Source organism: Streptomyces sp. NPDC007896 (genome assembly GCF_042959425.1).
Lineage (GTDB): Bacteria > Actinomycetota > Actinomycetes > Streptomycetales > Streptomycetaceae > Streptomyces.
Map to the genome: position 1 here is coordinate 240,592 of NZ_JBIBKX010000010.1, position 15,861 is coordinate 256,452.

Sequence of the window (15,861 nt, forward strand, 5' to 3'; positions counted from 1 at the left end):
ACCGTCCCGCCGTTTTCGCGGAGGGGCGCCTGGTCCAGAGGTTGCGACGCTAGTGCAGGGACGTTTCAAGAGGGATGGCAGCGCTTCGGCGGAGCCGGAGCCGCACGGCGGGACCGACCGCGGTTCCTCGCCCCAGCACGCCCAGAACCCGGGACAATCAGAACTCGGCGGCGGTGAGCGCTCCGCGCGCCCCGGCGCGAAGGCTCCCGACCAACCACCCGCGAAGCCGAACGGTCCCCCCGGCCCCGGCTCCCGAATAGCCCTGCGCAACTGGCGCATCTCCACGCGCCTGGTGTCGCTGCTCGCGCTCCCCGTGGTCGCCGCGACCACCCTGGGTGCCCTGCGCATCAACCAGTCGATGGACGACATCCAGCAGCTCGACAACATGAAGCTGCTGACCGACATGACCAAGCAGGCGACGGAGCTCGCCGCCGCCCTCCAGAAGGAGCGCGACCAGTCGGCCGGCCCGCTCGCGCACGGCGCGAAGCCCACCGACATCACGGTCAAGGGAGTCCGCGACGCGACGGACGTCGCCAAGCAGCAGTTCATCGAGGGCACCCAGGAGATCGACACCGCCAGCGCGAACGGACAGCTCACCGGTGTCCGTGACAGCCTCGTGGCCATCGCGGGCGAGCTGAACAAGCTGAGCACCATCCGCAACGGCGCCTACAGCGACGCGAAGAACTCCTCGCAGACGGTCGACGGGTACCACCGCCTCATCACCCAGCTGATCAACCTCTCCCAGGACATGGCCGAGGCGACCAGCAACCCGGAGATGATCTCGCGCACCCGCGCCCTGTCGGCCTTCTCCTCCGCCAAGGAGTACGCCTCCGTCCAGCGCGCCGTCATCGCCGCCGCGCTGCCCGCGGGCAACACCACCTTCGGCCAGCTCTCCGAGAACGACCGGCTGTACGCGAACTCCGCGCAGGACAGCGAGGCCTCCGAGCGCACCAGCTTCGCGAGCATCTACGGCAGCGGTGCGGAAGACCTCACCAAGCCGATCGACCAGGGCAACCCGACCATCCAGGCCGCCGACGCGTACTCCAACCGCGTACTCGGCTCGACGGGCGGTCTGAACACCCAGGACAAGCGCTCGTACAAGGACTGGGTCGACGACGACACGGCCAAGATCGAGCAGATGTCGAAGATCGAGCTGACGCTGCTCAACCAGATGGAGCAGAAGGCCCGTGAGCTGAAGAACGCCTCCCAGCAGGAGGCGATCATCTCCGGTGCGCTGATCCTGCTGGTCCTCGGCGTCTCTCTCGTCGGCGCCTTCGTCGTGGCCCGCTCCATGATCCGCTCGCTGCGCCGGCTCCAGGACACCGCGACCAAGGTCGCCCAGGACCGTCTGCCCGAGCTGGTCAAGCAGCTCTCCGAGTCCGACCCGCAGGACGTCGACACCTCCGTCGAGTCCGTCGGTGTGCACTCCCGGGACGAGATCGGCCAGGTGGCCGCGGCCTTCGACGACGTGCACCGCGAGGCCGTCCGACTGGCCGCCGAGCAGGCCCTCCTGCGAGGCAACGTCAACGCGATGTTCACCAACCTCTCGCGCCGCTCCCAGGGCCTCATCCAGCGTCAGCTCTCGCTCATCTCCGAGCTGGAGTCCCGCGAGGCCGACCCGGACCAGCTGTCCTCCCTCTTCAAGCTCGACCACCTCGCGACCCGCATGCGCCGTAACGGTGAGAACCTCCTCGTCCTCGCCGGTGAAGAGCCCGGCCGCCGCTGGACCCGCCCGGTCCCGCTGGTCGACGTGCTCCGCGCCGCCGCCTCCGAGGTGGAGCAGTACGAGCGCATCGAACTTTCCTCGGTCCCGACGACGCAGGTCGCCGGACGAGTCGTCAACGACCTCGTGCACCTGCTCGCCGAGCTCCTCGAGAACGCCACCTCGTTCTCCTCCCCGCAGACCAAGGTCAAGGTCACCGGTCACGCGCTGCCCGACGGCCGCGTGCTGATCGAGATCCACGACACCGGTATCGGCCTCTCCCCCGAGGACCTGGCCGCGATCAACGAGCGGCTCGCCTCGCCGCCCACCGTGGACGTCTCCGTCTCCCGCCGCATGGGTCTGTTCGTGGTCGGTCGTCTGTCGCAGCGCCACGGCATCCGTATCCAGCTGCGCCCGTCCGACTCCGGTGGCACCACCGCGCTCGTCATGCTCCCCGTCGATGTCGCCCAGGGCGGCAAGAAGGCTCCGGGCAAGCCGGGTCCGGGTGGTTCCGGTGGTCCGGCCGCCGCACAGGCCTCGGCCGGTGTCGCGGCGGCCCGCCGCGGCGGCCAGGGCGGCGGTCCGTCCCTCGGGGCGGGTGCCCCCGCCGGTGGCGGGGGCGGTCTCCTCGGTGCCCAGCCGCAGCGCGGACAGGTCGGCGCCGGTCAGGGTCCGCGGGCCGCGCTCCCCGGCAGCAACCAGGGCGGTCGTCCTGGCGGCGCCCCGGGTGGAGCGCGTGGACCGCAGAGTCCCGGCAACCAGCAGCAGGGCAGGCCGGCTCCGGCCGGTGCGGGTGCCTTCGGACAGGGTCCGCAGGGCCTGGGGGCCGCCGGAAGCGGCGCGCCCCAGGGCTTCGACTTCGGTGACAACAGCGGCCCCGCGGCCGCTCCTCCGCAGCAGCCCGCGGGCAACAAGGGCGGCGGCCGCCGCAGGCCGCAGCTGCCCGGACGCGGTGGTCCGCGTGCCGAGCTGCCCGGTGGCAGCCCGCAGCAGTCCCGGCCGAGCTGGAGCGACGACAACGCGCAGCCGCCGGTGCCGCGCGCGTCCCTCGACGCCCCGCGCGGTCACGAGGAACCCGACTCCACTTCGCGCATGCCGCGGATCGACGACCGGCAGGACCCGGCCGCGACCTCGGAGATGCCGCGGATCGACGACCGACAGGGGCCCGCCGCCACTTCGGGATTCCCCCGTCCCGACTTCGACGCCCCGCGCCCCGGCGTGAACGCGCCGCAGAACAACGGGCAGAACGGCGGTCAGTTCGTCCGCCCCGACGTGTACGGTTCCTCGGGCACGGCTCCGGCCGCCCCGAGCCCGTCCGCCACGGGCCAGTTCGCCACCCCGGGCTACGGCGCCTCCCAGGACCCGTCGTCCACGGGCCAGTTCGCGACGCCCGGCTACGGCGCCTCCCAGGACCCTTCGTCGACCGGCCAGTTCGCGACGCCCGGCTACGGCAACCGCCAGGACCCCTCGTCCACCGGCCAGTTCGAGCGCCCGGCGCCTCCGCAGCAGCGGCCCACGCGTCCGCAGGAGCCCGAGGCGCTGCCTCCGGCGACGGGCCCCGGTGACGGACGTACGCCGCTGTACGACACGCTGGAGACCAACTGGTTCCACGGTCAGGCGAACGGCGCCCAGAACGGCTCCCCCAACGGAGCTCACAACGGCGCCCAGAACAACGGCGTCCACACCAACGGCTCGCAGCCCTCGCAGCAGCCGCCGCAGACCCCCACAGCACCACCGCAACGGCCGGCCGCCGCACCGGCCTCCGCCAACTGGCGCACCTCGCCGAACGACGACCTCGTCCGGCAGGCAGAACGCGTCCGTCAACCGTCGGCGGGCGGGGTCACCACCTCAGGCCTGCCGCGCCGCGTCCCGCGAGCCAACCTCGTCGCGGGCACGGCACAGCAGCAACAGCACCAAACTGGTCCGCAGGTCTCCCGTGCGCCTGATGACGTACGCGGCCGGCTGACCAATCTCCGTAGGGGCATTCAGCAGGGTCGACAGGCCGGTAACGGCCAGACCGGCAGCTTCCCCAGCCCCACTCACCAGCAGGAGCGTTAGTTGAGCCCGATGAGCCAGGCGGCACAGAACCTGAACTGGTTGATCACCAACTTTGTGGACAACACCCCCGGGGTGTCCCACACCGTCGTCGTGTCCGCCGACGGGCTCCTTCTGGCCATGTCCGAAGGATTCCCACGCGACCGCGCCGACCAGCTTGCGGCCGTCGCCTCCGGTCTGACCTCGCTGACCGCCGGGGCCTCCCGGATCTTCGAGGGCGGCACGGTGGCCCAGACGGTCGTCGAAATGGAGCGCGGCTTCCTCTTCCTCATGTCCGTCTCGGACGGCTCGTCCCTGGCGGTCCTCTCCCACCCGGAGTGCGACATCGGCCTCGTCGGCTACGAGATGGCGCTGCTCGTCGATCGGGCGGGTGCCGTACTCACACCGGACCTGCGCGCTGAACTCCAGGGAAGTCTGCTCCACTAAAGGGCCCTGGTTCTAGAGACTGCACGAAATCACCGTCCGGCCGCCACAATCCCCCCACCGGCCCCAACAGACGGCACGAATGACCGACTTGCTGTCCCGCCCGGAGGATTCATGACCCCGCCCACCGCCTCTCATGATCCGTACGCACAGCCGTACGGGGACGAGGGCGACCAGCCGCTGGTACGTCCGTACGCGATGACCGGCGGCCGGACCCGGCCGCGGTACCAACTCGCCATCGAGGCGCTGATCAGCACTACGGCCGACCCCGCGCAGCTGATGGGGCTGCTCCCCGAGCACCAGCGGATCTGCCACCTGTGCCGTGAGGTCAAGTCGGTGGCCGAGGTGTCGGCCCTCCTGTCCATGCCGCTCGGTGTGGCCAGGATCCTCGTCGCGGACCTCGCGGAGGCCGGCCTCGTCGCCATTCACCAGCCTGGCGGCGATGAGAACAACGGCGGCGCGCCGGACGTGACTTTGCTCGAAAGGGTGCTCAGTGGACTTCGCAAGCTCTGACGGAGGTAGGACGACCACCTCCGCGAAGATCGTGGTGGCGGGAGGCTTCGGCGTGGGCAAGACCACGTTCGTCGGCGCCGTCTCGGAGATCAACCCGCTGCGCACCGAGGCCGTCATGACGTCCGCGTCCGCCGGCATCGACGACCTCACGCACACCGGAGACAAGACGACGACCACCGTCGCCATGGACTTCGGCCGCATCACCCTGGACCAGGACCTGATCCTGTACCTCTTCGGTACGCCGGGTCAGGACCGCTTCTGGTTCATGTGGGACGACCTGGTCCGCGGCGCCATCGGTGCCGTCGTCCTGGTCGACACCCGCCGCCTGGCCGACTGCTTCCCCGCGGTCGACTACTTCGAGAACAGCGGCCTGCCGTTCGTCATCGCCCTCAACGGCTTCGACGGACATCAGCCCTACAACCCCGAAGAGGTGCGCGAGGCGCTCCAGATCGGACCGGACGCCCCGATCATCACGACGGACGCCCGGCACCGTGCGGATGCGAAGAGCGCGCTCATCACGCTGGTCGAGCACGCGCTCATGGCACGACTGCGGTAGCACTCAAGTCGACAGCTTCATAAGACAGTTGTCGTAGGGACATTGGAGCCGGCTGTGTCGTTTGACACGGTCGGCCACAGTGTTCATAACGTTTCGACATGGAATTCGGTGGACACCGACACGCATCGCGGTCATTCGGTGTCGCTGCGCTCACGAAAGCCCCGTCTTTTGACGGGGCTCGCTCTTTATGACCGTTTTATCTAGGGGATACGTCACCCGGAACCAGCGGTTCCGAGTGTTTGGAAGGGCGCTGCCTGACGTGCTGGAATGCGCTGAACTGCCCAGTAGTCAAGGGCGCTGGAGACACCGCGGCACAACGTAGGTGCCGACGCCGAGAGGTTGTTGGTCGAGTGAGGCGAAGCAAGAACGGTCCCGAGCCGTCGGCACGGGGCAACTTCACCCCGCCGCCGCGCGGCGCGGCGCCCGCACAGGTGCCCGTCCCGGAGCCCACGCCGGCGCCCGCGCCGAGCGGCGGTCGTCTGTCCCCCCGTAACTGGCGTGTGCCCACCAGGCTGAACGCGATCCTGCTCATACCTGTGATCGTCGGCCTCATCATGGGCGGCTTCCAGGTGAAGAACTCGATCGACACCTGGCAGGAGGCGCGCGACGCCGAGAAGGTCGCCAAGATCGTGGCGGCCTCCAGCGACTACGCCGAGGCTCTGCTCAACGAGCGCGACGTGTCCGCCGAGCCACTGCTCAAGGGCGACCGGAACAACGCCACGGTCAAGCAGGTCCGCGCGACCACCGACCAGATGGCCGACGCCTTCCACAAGGAAGTCGTCGGCATGCCGGCCAAGCAGGGTCTTGAGCGTCGGCTGAGCCTGGTGATCAAGGCCGAGCCCCAGCTGGACCAGATCCGCAAGGCCGCCTTCACCAAGTCCATGGACCCGGTGAAGACCGAAGAGGGCTACGTCACCGTCGAGCACCTCCTCATGGAGTTCTCGAACGAGCTGGGCCTGGGCACCGGCAACATCACGAGCTACGGCCGTTCGGTGTACGCCATCGCGCTCGCCAAGGGCGCCGAGTCGCTGCAGCGCTCGATCGGCACCCACCTGCTGGTCAAGCCCAGCACCAACGCGCAGAACCACGCGCTGCAGGTCACCTCCTTCACCTCGTACGCGTACCTGGAGAACATCGCTCTTCAGGAGTACGTCTCCGGTGGTACCGAGGCGGACGCCGCCCGGCTCACCACGGTCATGGAGCAGAAGACCGCCGAGGGCAAGAGCCAGCTGGCCGCGGCCAAGAGCAAGACCGAGGCCGCGGGCGGGACCTTCGTGACGCCGCCCGCCATGAACAAGATGATCCAGGCGATCGCCAGCGGCGCCACGCCCACCCAGCTCGCCGCTCAGGGCATCACCCCAGAGACCTGGATGGCCGCCGCCACCCTCAAGTTCCAGGGCTACAGCCAGGTCGAGAAGGAACTCATCGACCGGGCCGTCAACGACGCCGGAAGCATCGCCTCCGACGCCCAGCGCCGGGCCTACATCAACGGCGCCATCGTCGTGATCTCCCTGCTCGCCGCCTTCATCCTGGCCGGGCTCATGGCCCGCCAGATGAGCCGCGCGATGCGCCAGCTGCGCAACGCGGCCTTCGGGGTCGCCGAGCAGCGTCTGCCGATGCTGGTCGACCAGCTCTCGCGCACCGACCCGGGCCGCGTCGACACCCGTGTCACGCCCATCCCGATCACCACCACGGACGAGATCGGCGAAGTCGCCCGCGCCTTCGACCAGGTCCACCGCGAGGCCGTCCGGCTCGCCGCCGAGCAGGCCCTCCTGCGGGGCAACATCAACGCGATCTTCACCAACCTGTCGCGCCGCAACCAGTCCCTGATCGAGGGCCAGCTGACCCTGATCACCGACCTGGAGAACAACGAGGCCGACCCGGACCAGCTGGAGAACCTCTTCCGCCTGGACCACCTCGCGACCCGTATGCGCCGCAACGGCGAGAACCTCCTGGTCCTCGCCGGCGAGGAGCCCGGCCGCCGCTGGGACCAGCCGGTCCCGCTGGTCGACGTGCTGCGCGCCGCCTCCTCCGAGGTGGAACAGTACGAGCGCGTCGAGCTGTCCGGCGTCCCGGAGGCCGAGATCCACGGCCGCGCCGTGACCGACCTCGTGCACCTGCTCGCCGAGCTCCTGGAGAACGCCACCACGTTCTCCTCCCCGCAGACCAAGGTCCGCGTCACCGCGACCCGGCTGCCCGACGGCCGCATCATGGTCGAGATCCACGACAAGGGCATCGGCCTCACCGCCGAGGACTTCGCGGACATCAACCACAAGCTGGCCAACCCGCCGACCGTGGACGCCGCGATCTCGCAGCGCATGGGCCTGTTCGTGGTCGGCCGGCTGTCCGACCGGCACGGCATCCGCGTCCAGCTGCGCCCCTCCGGCGAGCAGGCCGGTACGACCTCGCTCGTCATGCTCCCCGACGCGATCACCCACGGTGGTGGCGGCGGCGAACAGCAGCTCCAGCGCGACGAGTTCACCGTCTCGCAGATCATCCCGGAGCCGCAGGGCTTCCAGCCGGAGCAGGCCTTCCAGTCTCAGGCCCAGCCGATGCGCACCGCCGCCGAACTCGGCTTCGACGACAGCCGCTACACGGAGGTCCCCGACGACATCCGGGAGCTGGACCCCGTCGGGCGCTCGCTGATGCGTGAGGAGCGCCGTGCGGCCCTGGAGGCCCAGGCACAGGGCCAGCCGGAGGCCATCGAGGCACCGAGGTACCAGGAGGACTTCGAGGCCCCCCAGCCCGCGTACGACAACGGGCAGCCCGGATACGACAACGGCCAGGGTGCCTACGAGGAGCAGCAGGCCTCGTACGACCAGCAGACGGCGTACGAGGAGCCGCAGCAGGGGACGTACGACGAGACGTACTTCCCGTCGAACGGCGGCTACCCGGAACCCGCGTATGCGGAGCCGGTCCAGGAGGAGCACACGGGAGCCCGGAGTTCCGCTTCGGACACCTTCTCGACCTTCGACGAGCCGTCCTACCAGGACGACTGGCCGCAGCAGGACTCGTACCGGAACGGCTACCCGTCCGAGTACGCTCCCGAAGCGGAATCTTCGCAGGCCGCTGACGTGAGTGAGCAGGACCGCGTAGGCTTCAGCCGTCCGGGACCGACCTCCTCCGCCCCCCATGAGCTGACCGACGCCGGGCTGCCGCGCCGCGGATCCACCGCGAGCGGCACCAACGGCCAGCGGCCCGTGGACCATGGCACCCAGGGGGTTCAGGCACCGCCCGCGGCCACCGCGAGCAATGGCGACGGCGACTGGCGTACGTCCAACGACAACCGCTGGCAGCGCGCCGAGCAGCTCAAGAAGCCCAAGGCGGGCGGGGTCACCTCGTCCGGTCTTCCCCGGCGGGTACCCAAGGCCAATCTGGTCGAGGGCACCGCGGAAACGACCCCACAGGGCGGCCCCCAGGTCTCCCGCGCTCCCGAGGACATCCGGGGCAGGCTGAGCAACCTGCGCCGCGGCGTCCAGCAGGGACGCAATGCAGGTAGTGACACGAACGGCCAGGGCTTCGGTCCTGACAGCACCTACAACCAGGAGCGTTAGTGTGAGCCCGATGAGCCAGGCGGCGCAGAACCTCAACTGGTTGATCACCAACTTCGTGGACAACACCCCCGGGGTGTCCCACACGGTGGTGGTCTCCGCCGACGGACTCCTTCTGGCGATGTCCGAAGGCTTTCCCCGTGACCGCGCCGACCAGCTCGCGGCCGTCGCGTCCGGGCTGACCTCGTTGACCGCGGGCGCGTCCCGCATCTTCGAGGGCGGCAGCGTGAACCAGACAGTTGTGGAGATGGAGCGAGGATTCCTCTTCCTCATGTCCATTTCCGATGGTTCCTCGCTCGCGGTCCTTGCACATCCCGAAGCGGACATCGGTCTCATCGGGTACGAGATGGCCCTTCTGGTGGACCGTGCCGGTACGGTTCTGACCCCGGATCTTCGAGCGGAGCTCCAAGGGAGCCTTCTCAACTAACAGACAGACCGTGCGTATTGGCGTCCCGGGGCCGTAAGGTTTCGGGACGCGGTCCCACAGTGATGGGTGCCCGGCACAGTCGGAGGAGGAGAAAGTGGCAACACCCCCAGGCGGTTCGTCTTCGGGCAACTGGTCGTACGGCCCCGGCCAGGGGCAGGGCCAGGGTGACGGTTCTCAGAACCCGAACCGATTCAACTTCCCCTCCGCGCCGAGCCACCGGCGGCAGCAGCCGTACGCACCGCAGGGCCCCGGCCCCTCGCCGTACGACCAGCCGCCGGCGCCGCGCATCCAGCCTGTGCAGCCGCAGCGACGCACCCCCGAGGCGGCGCCCGCGGGATCGTCGAACAACCCTCTGGTGCGCCCGTACGCGATGACGGGCGGCCGCACCAGGCCCCGCTACCAGCTCGCCATCGAGGCACTGGTGCACACCACCGCACAACCGCACCAGATGCAGGGCCAGTTGCCCGAACATCAGCGGATCTGCAACCTCTGCCGGGAGATCAAGTCGGTGGCCGAAATCTCGGCGCTGCTGACGATCCCTCTCGGCGTGGCCAGGATTCTCGTCGCCGACTTGGCGGAGGCGGGCCTGGTCGCCATTCATCAGCCCGGCGGCGACGAGAGCGCCGGCGGCCAGCCAGCCGTGACATTGCTCGAAAGGGTGCTCAGTGGACTTCGCAAGCTCTAGCGGAGGGCCTTCCCGCTCCACCACGTCCGCGAAGATCGTGGTGGCGGGCGGCTTCGGCGTGGGCAAGACCACGTTCGTCGGCGCCGTCTCGGAGATCAACCCGCTGCGCACCGAGGCCGTCATGACGTCCGCGTCCGCCGGCATCGACGACCTCACGCACACCGGAGACAAGACGACGACCACCGTCGCCATGGACTTCGGCCGCATCACCCTGGACCAGGACCTGATCCTGTACCTCTTCGGTACGCCGGGTCAGGACCGCTTCTGGTTCATGTGGGACGACCTGGTCCGCGGCGCCATCGGTGCCGTCGTCCTGGTCGACACCCGCCGCCTGGCCGACTGCTTCCCCGCGGTCGACTACTTCGAGAACAGCGGCCTGCCGTTCGTCATCGCCCTCAACGGCTTCGACGGCAACCAGCCTTACAACCCGGACGAGGTCCGTGAAGCCCTTCAGATCGGCCCCGACACGCCGATCATCACGACGGACGCCCGGCACCGCGCCGACGCGAAGTCGGCACTGATCACGCTGGTCGAGCACGCCCTGATGGCACGTCTGCGGTAGCGCCTGCGCGCGGCGAGGCAAAAGAAGGGGCGCCCTCTCCACCGAATGGAGAGGGCGCCCCTTCTTTTGCCTGGGACAAGGACAATGGGACAAGGACAAAGGGAAGGGCCCGCTCTTCACAGAGCGGGCCCTTCCCCGTTGCTGAGGCGCCAGGGGCTAGCCGTGCCAGCTGTGCGGCGCGCGGAAGCCGGGCTCGCGCTCCAGACGGCGCCAGCCTGCTTTCGCACGGCCACGGTGGGTCGGGGTGGTGTCCGGCTGGGCGGCGGCGCGGGCCAGGAGGATGGCCGTGATGGCGGCGACTTCCTCGGGCTCGGCGTGGCCCTTCTCGACGCGGATGTCAGGGGTGTCCATAGGTTTCAGTCTCCGTGAGAGAGGTTTCCGCGGCGGTACCGCGAAGGATCCGCAGGGTTACTGCGGGGGGTTGCCGTGCTTGCGGGAGGGCAGGTCCGCGTGCTTGGACTGCAGCATGGCCAGGGAGCGGATCAGCACCTCGCGGGTCTCCGCCGGGTCGATGACGTCGTCGACCAGGCCCCGCTCTGCCGCGTAGTAGGGGTGCATGAGTTCGGCCTTGTACTCCTTGACCATGCGTACGCGCATGGCCTCGGGGTCGGCGGCCTCGGCGATCTGCCGGCGGAAGATGACGTTGGCCGCACCTTCCGCACCCATCACGGCGATCTCGTTGGTGGGCCAGGCGTAGGTGAGGTCGGCCCCGATGGACTGGCTGTCCATGACGATGTAGGCACCTCCGTACGCCTTGCGCAGGATGAGCGAGATCCGCGGCACCGTCGCGTTGCAGTACGCGTACAGCAGCTTCGCGCCGTGCCGGATGATCCCGCCGTGCTCCTGGTCCACCCCGGGCAGGAACCCGGGAACGTCCAGGAGGGTGACGATCGGAATATTAAAAGCGTCACACATCTGGACAAAGCGCGCAGCTTTTTCGGAGGCCTCGATGTCCAGCACGCCCGCGAGGGACTGCGGCTGGTTGGCGACGATGCCGACCACCTGGCCGTCCAGACGGGCCAGGGCGCAGATGATGTTGCGGGCCCAGCGCTCGTGGACCTCCAGGTAGTCGCCGTCGTCGACGAGTTCCTCGATGACCTTCGTCATGTCGTACGGCCGGTTGCCGTCCGCCGGGACCAGGTCCAGGAGGACGTCCGAGCGGCGGTCCGCGGGGTCCTGCGAGGCCACGTGCGGGGGGTTCTCGCGGTTGTTCTGCGGGAGCATCGACAGGAGGTAGCGAACCTCCGCGATGCAGGTCTCCTCGTCGTCGTACGCGAAGTGACAGACACCGGAGGTCTCCGCGTGGACGTCGGCGCCGCCGAGCCCGTTCTGGGTGATCTCCTCGCCCGTGACCGCCTTGACGACGTCGGGGCCGGTGATGAACATCTGCGAGGTCTCGCGGACCATGAACACGAAGTCCGTCAGGGCGGGCGAGTACGCCGCACCGCCCGCGCACGGGCCGAGCATCACCGAGATCTGCGGGATGACGCCGGAGGCCTTGGTGTTGCGCTGGAAGATGCCGCCGTACCCGGCGAGCGCGCTCACACCCTCCTGGATGCGGGCACCGGCGCCGTCGTTGAGGGAGACCAGCGGCGCGCCGGCCGCGATGGCCATGTCCATGATCTTGTGGATCTTCGTGGCGTGGGCCTCGCCCAGCGCGCCGCCGAAGATACGGAAGTCGTGCGCGTAGACGAAGACCGTACGGCCCTCCACCGTGCCCCAGCCGGTGATGACACCGTCGGTGTACGGCTTCTTGGCCTCCAGGCCGAACCCGGTCGCCCGGTGCCGGCGCAGCTGCTCGACCTCCTGGAAGGACCCGGGGTCGACAAGCAGCTCGATGCGCTCCCGGGCGGTCAGCTTGCCCTTGGCGTGCTGCGCCTCGGTCGCCTTCTCGCTGGGTCCTCGCAGCGCCGCCGCACGAATCGCGTGCAGTTCGGCCACGCGCCCGCGTGCGTCCGTGGGTTCGCCTGAGGGTGCGGCCTCATCCAAAACGGTCATGTAGCGACCATACGAAGTCGAACAAGAAAAGCGGGCCGTCGACTCCGTACAGTCTCCGGCCCGTTTTCCTGGTACCCCTGAACAGAACCGTGACGGCATGCAGGCGATCTGACTGCTCAGAGGGCATCTGGCTTGTAGAGGTCACACAAAGCCGTGGGCTGAGAGTCCGCTCACATTCGTGAGGGTCCCATGCCATCCCTAGAGTGACACGGAGCCTTGAACGAGACCCGTTCGGCGTACACCGGGCCATCGACCCGCCCCCCCGTCCAGGTGTATCAGCCCCCGGTCTGAAACGTGGACCGGGCGGTACCGGCGGGCTTGGAGACGAGGATACGCAGGCCGCCATGACCACTGCGGCTTCCACAAGGCGCCGCGCGGCCATCACCCACGCACGACCACGGCTGTCACCGCGCGAGAGCGGGGAGTGACCATCAGGAAGCATGTCGGGGAACCGCGACGTAACGTCGTAAACACATGGCGGATGATGTTGAAACTTGAACGGAATAGGTCTAGTGTCTCCCTTGTTGGCCTCGTTGAATCTTCAACAAACATTTGCCGCGGCTCTCGACTCCCGCCGAAACCGCGACCCGTCCCCCTAGGAGCACGTCATGGGCATCTTCGGCCGAAAGACCACCGACACCCCCGCCGCCGCGACCACGGCCCCCGCCGCTGTGAGCCCCGAACTCGCGGCACTCACCGGCGACTACGCGATCGACCCGTCCCACTCGGAGATCGGTTTCGTCGCCCGTCACGCGATGGTGACGAACGTCAAGGGCTACTTCAAGGACTTCGACGGCACCCTGCACCTGGACGGCACGGACCCGTCCAAGTCCACCGCCACGATCGACGTCAAGATGGAAAGCATCGAGACGGGCTCCGCGGACCGTGACGGCCACCTGAAGAGCTCCGACTTCTTCAAGATCGACGAGTTCCCGACGATGACCTTCCGCTCCACCAAGGCGGAGGCCCTGGGCGGCGACGACTACCGGATCACCGGCGACCTGTCGATCCTCGGCGTCACCAAGCCGCTCTCCATCGACCTCGAGTTCAACGGCTCCGCGAAGGACCCCTTCGGCAACGAGCGCGTCGGCTTCGAGGGCAAGGCGGAGATCCTGCGCTCCGAGTGGGGCCTCACCTGGAACGCAGCCCTGGAGACCGGTGGCGTCCTCGTCTCCGACAAGATCAAGCTCACCTTCGACATCTCGGCGATCAAGAACGCCTGATCCGTCGACTGCCGCCGGTGCCCTGAGCGCGCCCGCCCTCTGACTCCCCCAGCGGGAGGGCGGGCGCTCGGCATGCCCGCGTACGTCGCTCCGCCGGACAGGCTCTAGTCGGGCGGGTTCGGGTGGGCCAGGCCGAGGTCGTAGGCGAGGATGACCGCCTGGACGCGGTCGCGGGCTCCCACTTTCGCCAGGACCCGGCCGACATGGGTCTTCACGGTGGATTCCGCGACGACCAGGCGCTCGGCGATCTCGCTGTTGCTCCAGCCCTGGCCGATGGCGACGAAGATCTCGTACTCCCGTTCGGTGAGAGCGCGCACCCGGGGGTCGTCCGCCGTCCTATGACCCGACCCGCCTGGCTGACCCGCCTGGCCGGGCGAATCCCGGGGCAGGTGCTTGGCGTAGGCATCGAGGAGGCGGCGGGTCAGTGCGGGGGCGATCACCGCGTCGCCCGCCGCGACCGCGCGGATGCCGGCCAGCAGTTCCTCGGGGTGGGCGTCCTTGAGGAGGAATCCGCTGGCTCCCGCGCGCAGCGCCGCGTGGGCGTATTCGTCCAGGTCGAACGTGGTCAGGATGAGGACGCGGGAGCGGTCACCGGAGGCGACCACCCGACGGGTGGCCTCGATGCCGTCCATGCCGGGCATCCGTACGTCCATGAGGATCACGTCGGGGCGCAGTTCGGCGGCCCTGCGCACGGCGTCGGCGCCGTGGGCCGCCTCGCCGACGACCTCGGTGTCGGGGGTGCTCTCCAGGAGCATCCGGAAGCCGAGGCGTTGCAGTGGCTGGTCGTCCACGATGAGCACGGTGGTCACACCGCACCGCCCGTGGCGGCCGGCGGGGTGGCATCGGTCTCGGCCAGGGGAGTGAGGTCGAGGGTGGCCCGCACCGTCCATCCTCCGCCGGGGGCCGGTCCCGCGGTGACGGTCCCGCTGTAGAGGGCTGCGCGTTCTCTCATGCCGGCGAGTCCGTGTCCTTCCTCCTGAGGCGGCCCCGGACGGACGGTACCGTCGCCCCGGCCGGTGTCGTGGACGTCGATGTGCAGCCGCGTGTCCTTGACGCCGACCGCGAGTTCGACGCGGGTGTCGTGGCCCGCGTGCTTGAGGGCATTGGTGAGTGCTTCCTGCACTATGCGGTACACCGTCAGCTGGACCCCGCGGTCCAGGGTGTCCAGCTCGCCGCCCGTGCGGTAGACGACCTGGGGACCGGCGGCGCGAATCCGGGCGCACAGGGCGTCGATGTCCGCGATACCCGGCTGGGGGCTGAGCTGGGGCGCGGCGGGGGTCTGGGTCTGCTCGCGCAGCACGCCGAGCATGCGGCGCAGTTCGCCCAGCGCCTGCCGCCCGGTGTCACCGATGAGCAGCAGGGCCTGCTTGCCGCGTTCCGGTGCGATGTCGCTCGCGTACGCGCCACCGTCGGCGAGCGTGATGATGACGGAGAGGTTGTGCCCGACGATGTCGTGCATCTCGCGGGCCACCCGGGTGCGTTCGGCGGCGGCGGCGAGCTTGCTGCGCTGGTCGCGTTCGATCTCCAGGCGGGTCGCGCGGTCGCGCAGGACGGCGAGCTGGGCGCGCCGGATGCGTACGGCCAGACCGAGCGCGACCGCCGCGGTGATCGTGCTGAACAGGAAGAACAGCGCGTCCAGGACGGACACCGCGGACGGCAGCCGCAGCGCGACAAGGCCGAGGGCGGCCGCGGTGACCGCGCAGGCCACCGGCAGCCGCCGGAGCTGTCCGTGCAGCACCAGGCTGTAGAGGGCGATCAGCAGGGCGACGTCGGCACGCAGCCAGACTCCCAGCGCCACCTGGAGGAAGAGCACCGCGGCGATCACGGCGAAGGCGAGTGACGGCCTTCGGCGCCGCCACAGCAGCGGCAGGACCAGTCCGGCCTGCAGCGCGACCGTCACCGGCCAGGGCAGGTGGGTGACCTGGGTGTCGAAGGCGCGTCGTCGGCCGTCGCCGTCGTGCACCAGGTCCGGCACGCAGAACATCAGTGCCACGACCACGATCACGCTCGTGTCCAGGACCCACGGATGGTTCCGGTCGCCCTGCTTGAGCCGTCGGCCGAGCTGGGACAGCCCACGGGCCAGGGGGTGGTTCCACGGGAGCTCCGCCTCCGCGAGGGGCAGGTCGGAGGGTGCACCTGGGTGGGCGGTGTCGTCGATGCTCATGG

At 69.3% G+C, this 15,861-nt stretch carries 13 protein-coding genes; 9 read left to right on the forward strand and 4 right to left on the reverse strand.

What is annotated here, in order from left to right; genetic code table 11:
• Positions 1 to 52 precede the first annotated feature (52 nt).
• The 8 genes from ACFZDJ_RS30740 to ACFZDJ_RS30775 all read left to right on the forward strand — a co-directional run bounded on the left by ACFZDJ_RS30740 (position 53) and on the right by ACFZDJ_RS30775 (position 10,474).
• On the forward strand, positions 53 to 3,760 hold the full coding sequence (locus ACFZDJ_RS30740) for a nitrate- and nitrite sensing domain-containing protein (protein ID WP_391063661.1): 3,708 nt from the start codon (positions 53 to 55) through the stop codon (positions 3,758 to 3,760).
• A 9-nt stretch (positions 3,761 to 3,769) separates the two neighbouring features.
• Complete coding sequence (locus ACFZDJ_RS30745; protein ID WP_010984127.1) at positions 3,770 to 4,183, forward strand: roadblock/LC7 domain-containing protein; 414 nt, start codon at positions 3,770 to 3,772, stop codon at positions 4,181 to 4,183.
• 111 nt (positions 4,184 to 4,294) lie between these two features.
• Complete coding sequence (locus tag ACFZDJ_RS30750) at positions 4,295 to 4,693, forward strand: DUF742 domain-containing protein (RefSeq protein WP_054235411.1); 399 nt, start codon at positions 4,295 to 4,297, stop codon at positions 4,691 to 4,693.
• A complete protein-coding gene (locus tag ACFZDJ_RS30755) occupies positions 4,674 to 5,249 on the forward strand; it encodes an ATP/GTP-binding protein (protein WP_054235412.1) in 576 nt (191 codons plus the stop codon). The genes ACFZDJ_RS30750 and ACFZDJ_RS30755 overlap by 20 nt, the downstream gene beginning before the upstream one ends.
• Positions 5,250 to 5,599: 350 nt before the next feature.
• Entirely contained in the window at positions 5,600 to 8,803 is a 3,204-nt protein-coding gene (locus ACFZDJ_RS30760) for a nitrate- and nitrite sensing domain-containing protein (RefSeq protein WP_391063664.1), read from the forward strand.
• 10 nt (positions 8,804 to 8,813) lie between these two features.
• Positions 8,814 to 9,227: a roadblock/LC7 domain-containing protein gene (locus ACFZDJ_RS30765; protein ID WP_030948713.1), complete on the forward strand. Its 414-nt coding sequence runs from the start codon at positions 8,814 to 8,816 to the stop codon at positions 9,225 to 9,227.
• 94 nt (positions 9,228 to 9,321) lie between these two features.
• Positions 9,322 to 9,912, forward strand: coding sequence for a DUF742 domain-containing protein (locus ACFZDJ_RS30770; protein WP_067370988.1), 591 nt, complete (start codon positions 9,322 to 9,324; stop codon positions 9,910 to 9,912).
• Entirely contained in the window at positions 9,893 to 10,474 is a 582-nt protein-coding gene (locus tag ACFZDJ_RS30775; RefSeq protein ID WP_015657622.1) for an ATP/GTP-binding protein, read from the forward strand. Before ACFZDJ_RS30770 ends, ACFZDJ_RS30775 begins: the two co-directional genes overlap by 20 nt.
• Before the next feature lie 156 nt (positions 10,475 to 10,630).
• Here the strand turns inward: ACFZDJ_RS30775 and ACFZDJ_RS30780 are convergent, their stop codons facing one another.
• Together ACFZDJ_RS30780 and ACFZDJ_RS30785 are read right to left on the reverse strand one after the other, a co-directional pair.
• The gene (locus ACFZDJ_RS30780) at positions 10,631 to 10,825 is read right to left on the reverse strand and encodes an acyl-CoA carboxylase subunit epsilon (RefSeq protein ID WP_067370986.1); all 195 of its coding nucleotides are present in this window, start codon (positions 10,823 to 10,825) and stop codon (positions 10,631 to 10,633) included.
• 57 nt (positions 10,826 to 10,882) lie between these two features.
• A complete protein-coding gene (locus ACFZDJ_RS30785) occupies positions 10,883 to 12,472 on the reverse strand; it encodes an acyl-CoA carboxylase subunit beta (RefSeq protein ID WP_168511514.1) in 1,590 nt (529 codons plus the stop codon).
• A 608-nt stretch (positions 12,473 to 13,080) separates the two neighbouring features.
• Here ACFZDJ_RS30785 and ACFZDJ_RS30790 point away from each other — a divergent pair.
• Entirely contained in the window at positions 13,081 to 13,695 is a 615-nt protein-coding gene (locus ACFZDJ_RS30790; protein WP_391063667.1) for a YceI family protein, read from the forward strand.
• Positions 13,696 to 13,799: 104 nt separating this feature from the next.
• On the opposite strand, the gene ACFZDJ_RS30795 is transcribed toward ACFZDJ_RS30790, so the two are convergent.
• Together ACFZDJ_RS30795 and ACFZDJ_RS30800 are read right to left on the reverse strand one after the other, a co-directional pair.
• Positions 13,800 to 14,504, reverse strand: coding sequence for a response regulator transcription factor (locus ACFZDJ_RS30795; RefSeq protein WP_168511510.1), 705 nt, complete (start codon positions 14,502 to 14,504; stop codon positions 13,800 to 13,802).
• Positions 14,501 to 15,859 (reverse strand): histidine kinase, encoded by a 1,359-nt coding sequence (locus ACFZDJ_RS30800; protein WP_390933630.1) that lies wholly within the window; start codon positions 15,857 to 15,859, stop codon positions 14,501 to 14,503. Before ACFZDJ_RS30800 ends, ACFZDJ_RS30795 begins: the two co-directional genes overlap by 4 nt.
• Positions 15,860 to 15,861: the final 2 nt, after the last annotated feature.

Bases quoted from the DNA above. Each gene is read 5' to 3' on its own strand.
- ACFZDJ_RS30750 (WP_054235411.1), top strand. From the start codon at position 4,295: ATGACCCCGCCCACCGCCTCTCATGATCCGTACGCACAGCCGTACGGG.
- ACFZDJ_RS30790 (WP_391063667.1), top strand. From the start codon at position 13,081: ATGGGCATCTTCGGCCGAAAGACCACCGACACCCCCGCCGCCGCGACC.
- ACFZDJ_RS30780 (WP_067370986.1), bottom strand. From the start codon at position 10,825: ATGGACACCCCTGACATCCGCGTCGAGAAGGGCCACGCCGAGCCCGAG.
- ACFZDJ_RS30785 (WP_168511514.1), bottom strand. From the start codon at position 12,472: ATGACCGTTTTGGATGAGGCCGCACCCTCAGGCGAACCCACGGACGCA.
- ACFZDJ_RS30765 (WP_030948713.1), top strand. From the start codon at position 8,814: ATGAGCCAGGCGGCGCAGAACCTCAACTGGTTGATCACCAACTTCGTG.
- ACFZDJ_RS30800 (WP_390933630.1), bottom strand. From the start codon at position 15,859: ATGAGCATCGACGACACCGCCCACCCAGGTGCACCCTCCGACCTGCCC.
- ACFZDJ_RS30745 (WP_010984127.1), top strand. From the start codon at position 3,770: ATGAGCCAGGCGGCACAGAACCTGAACTGGTTGATCACCAACTTTGTG.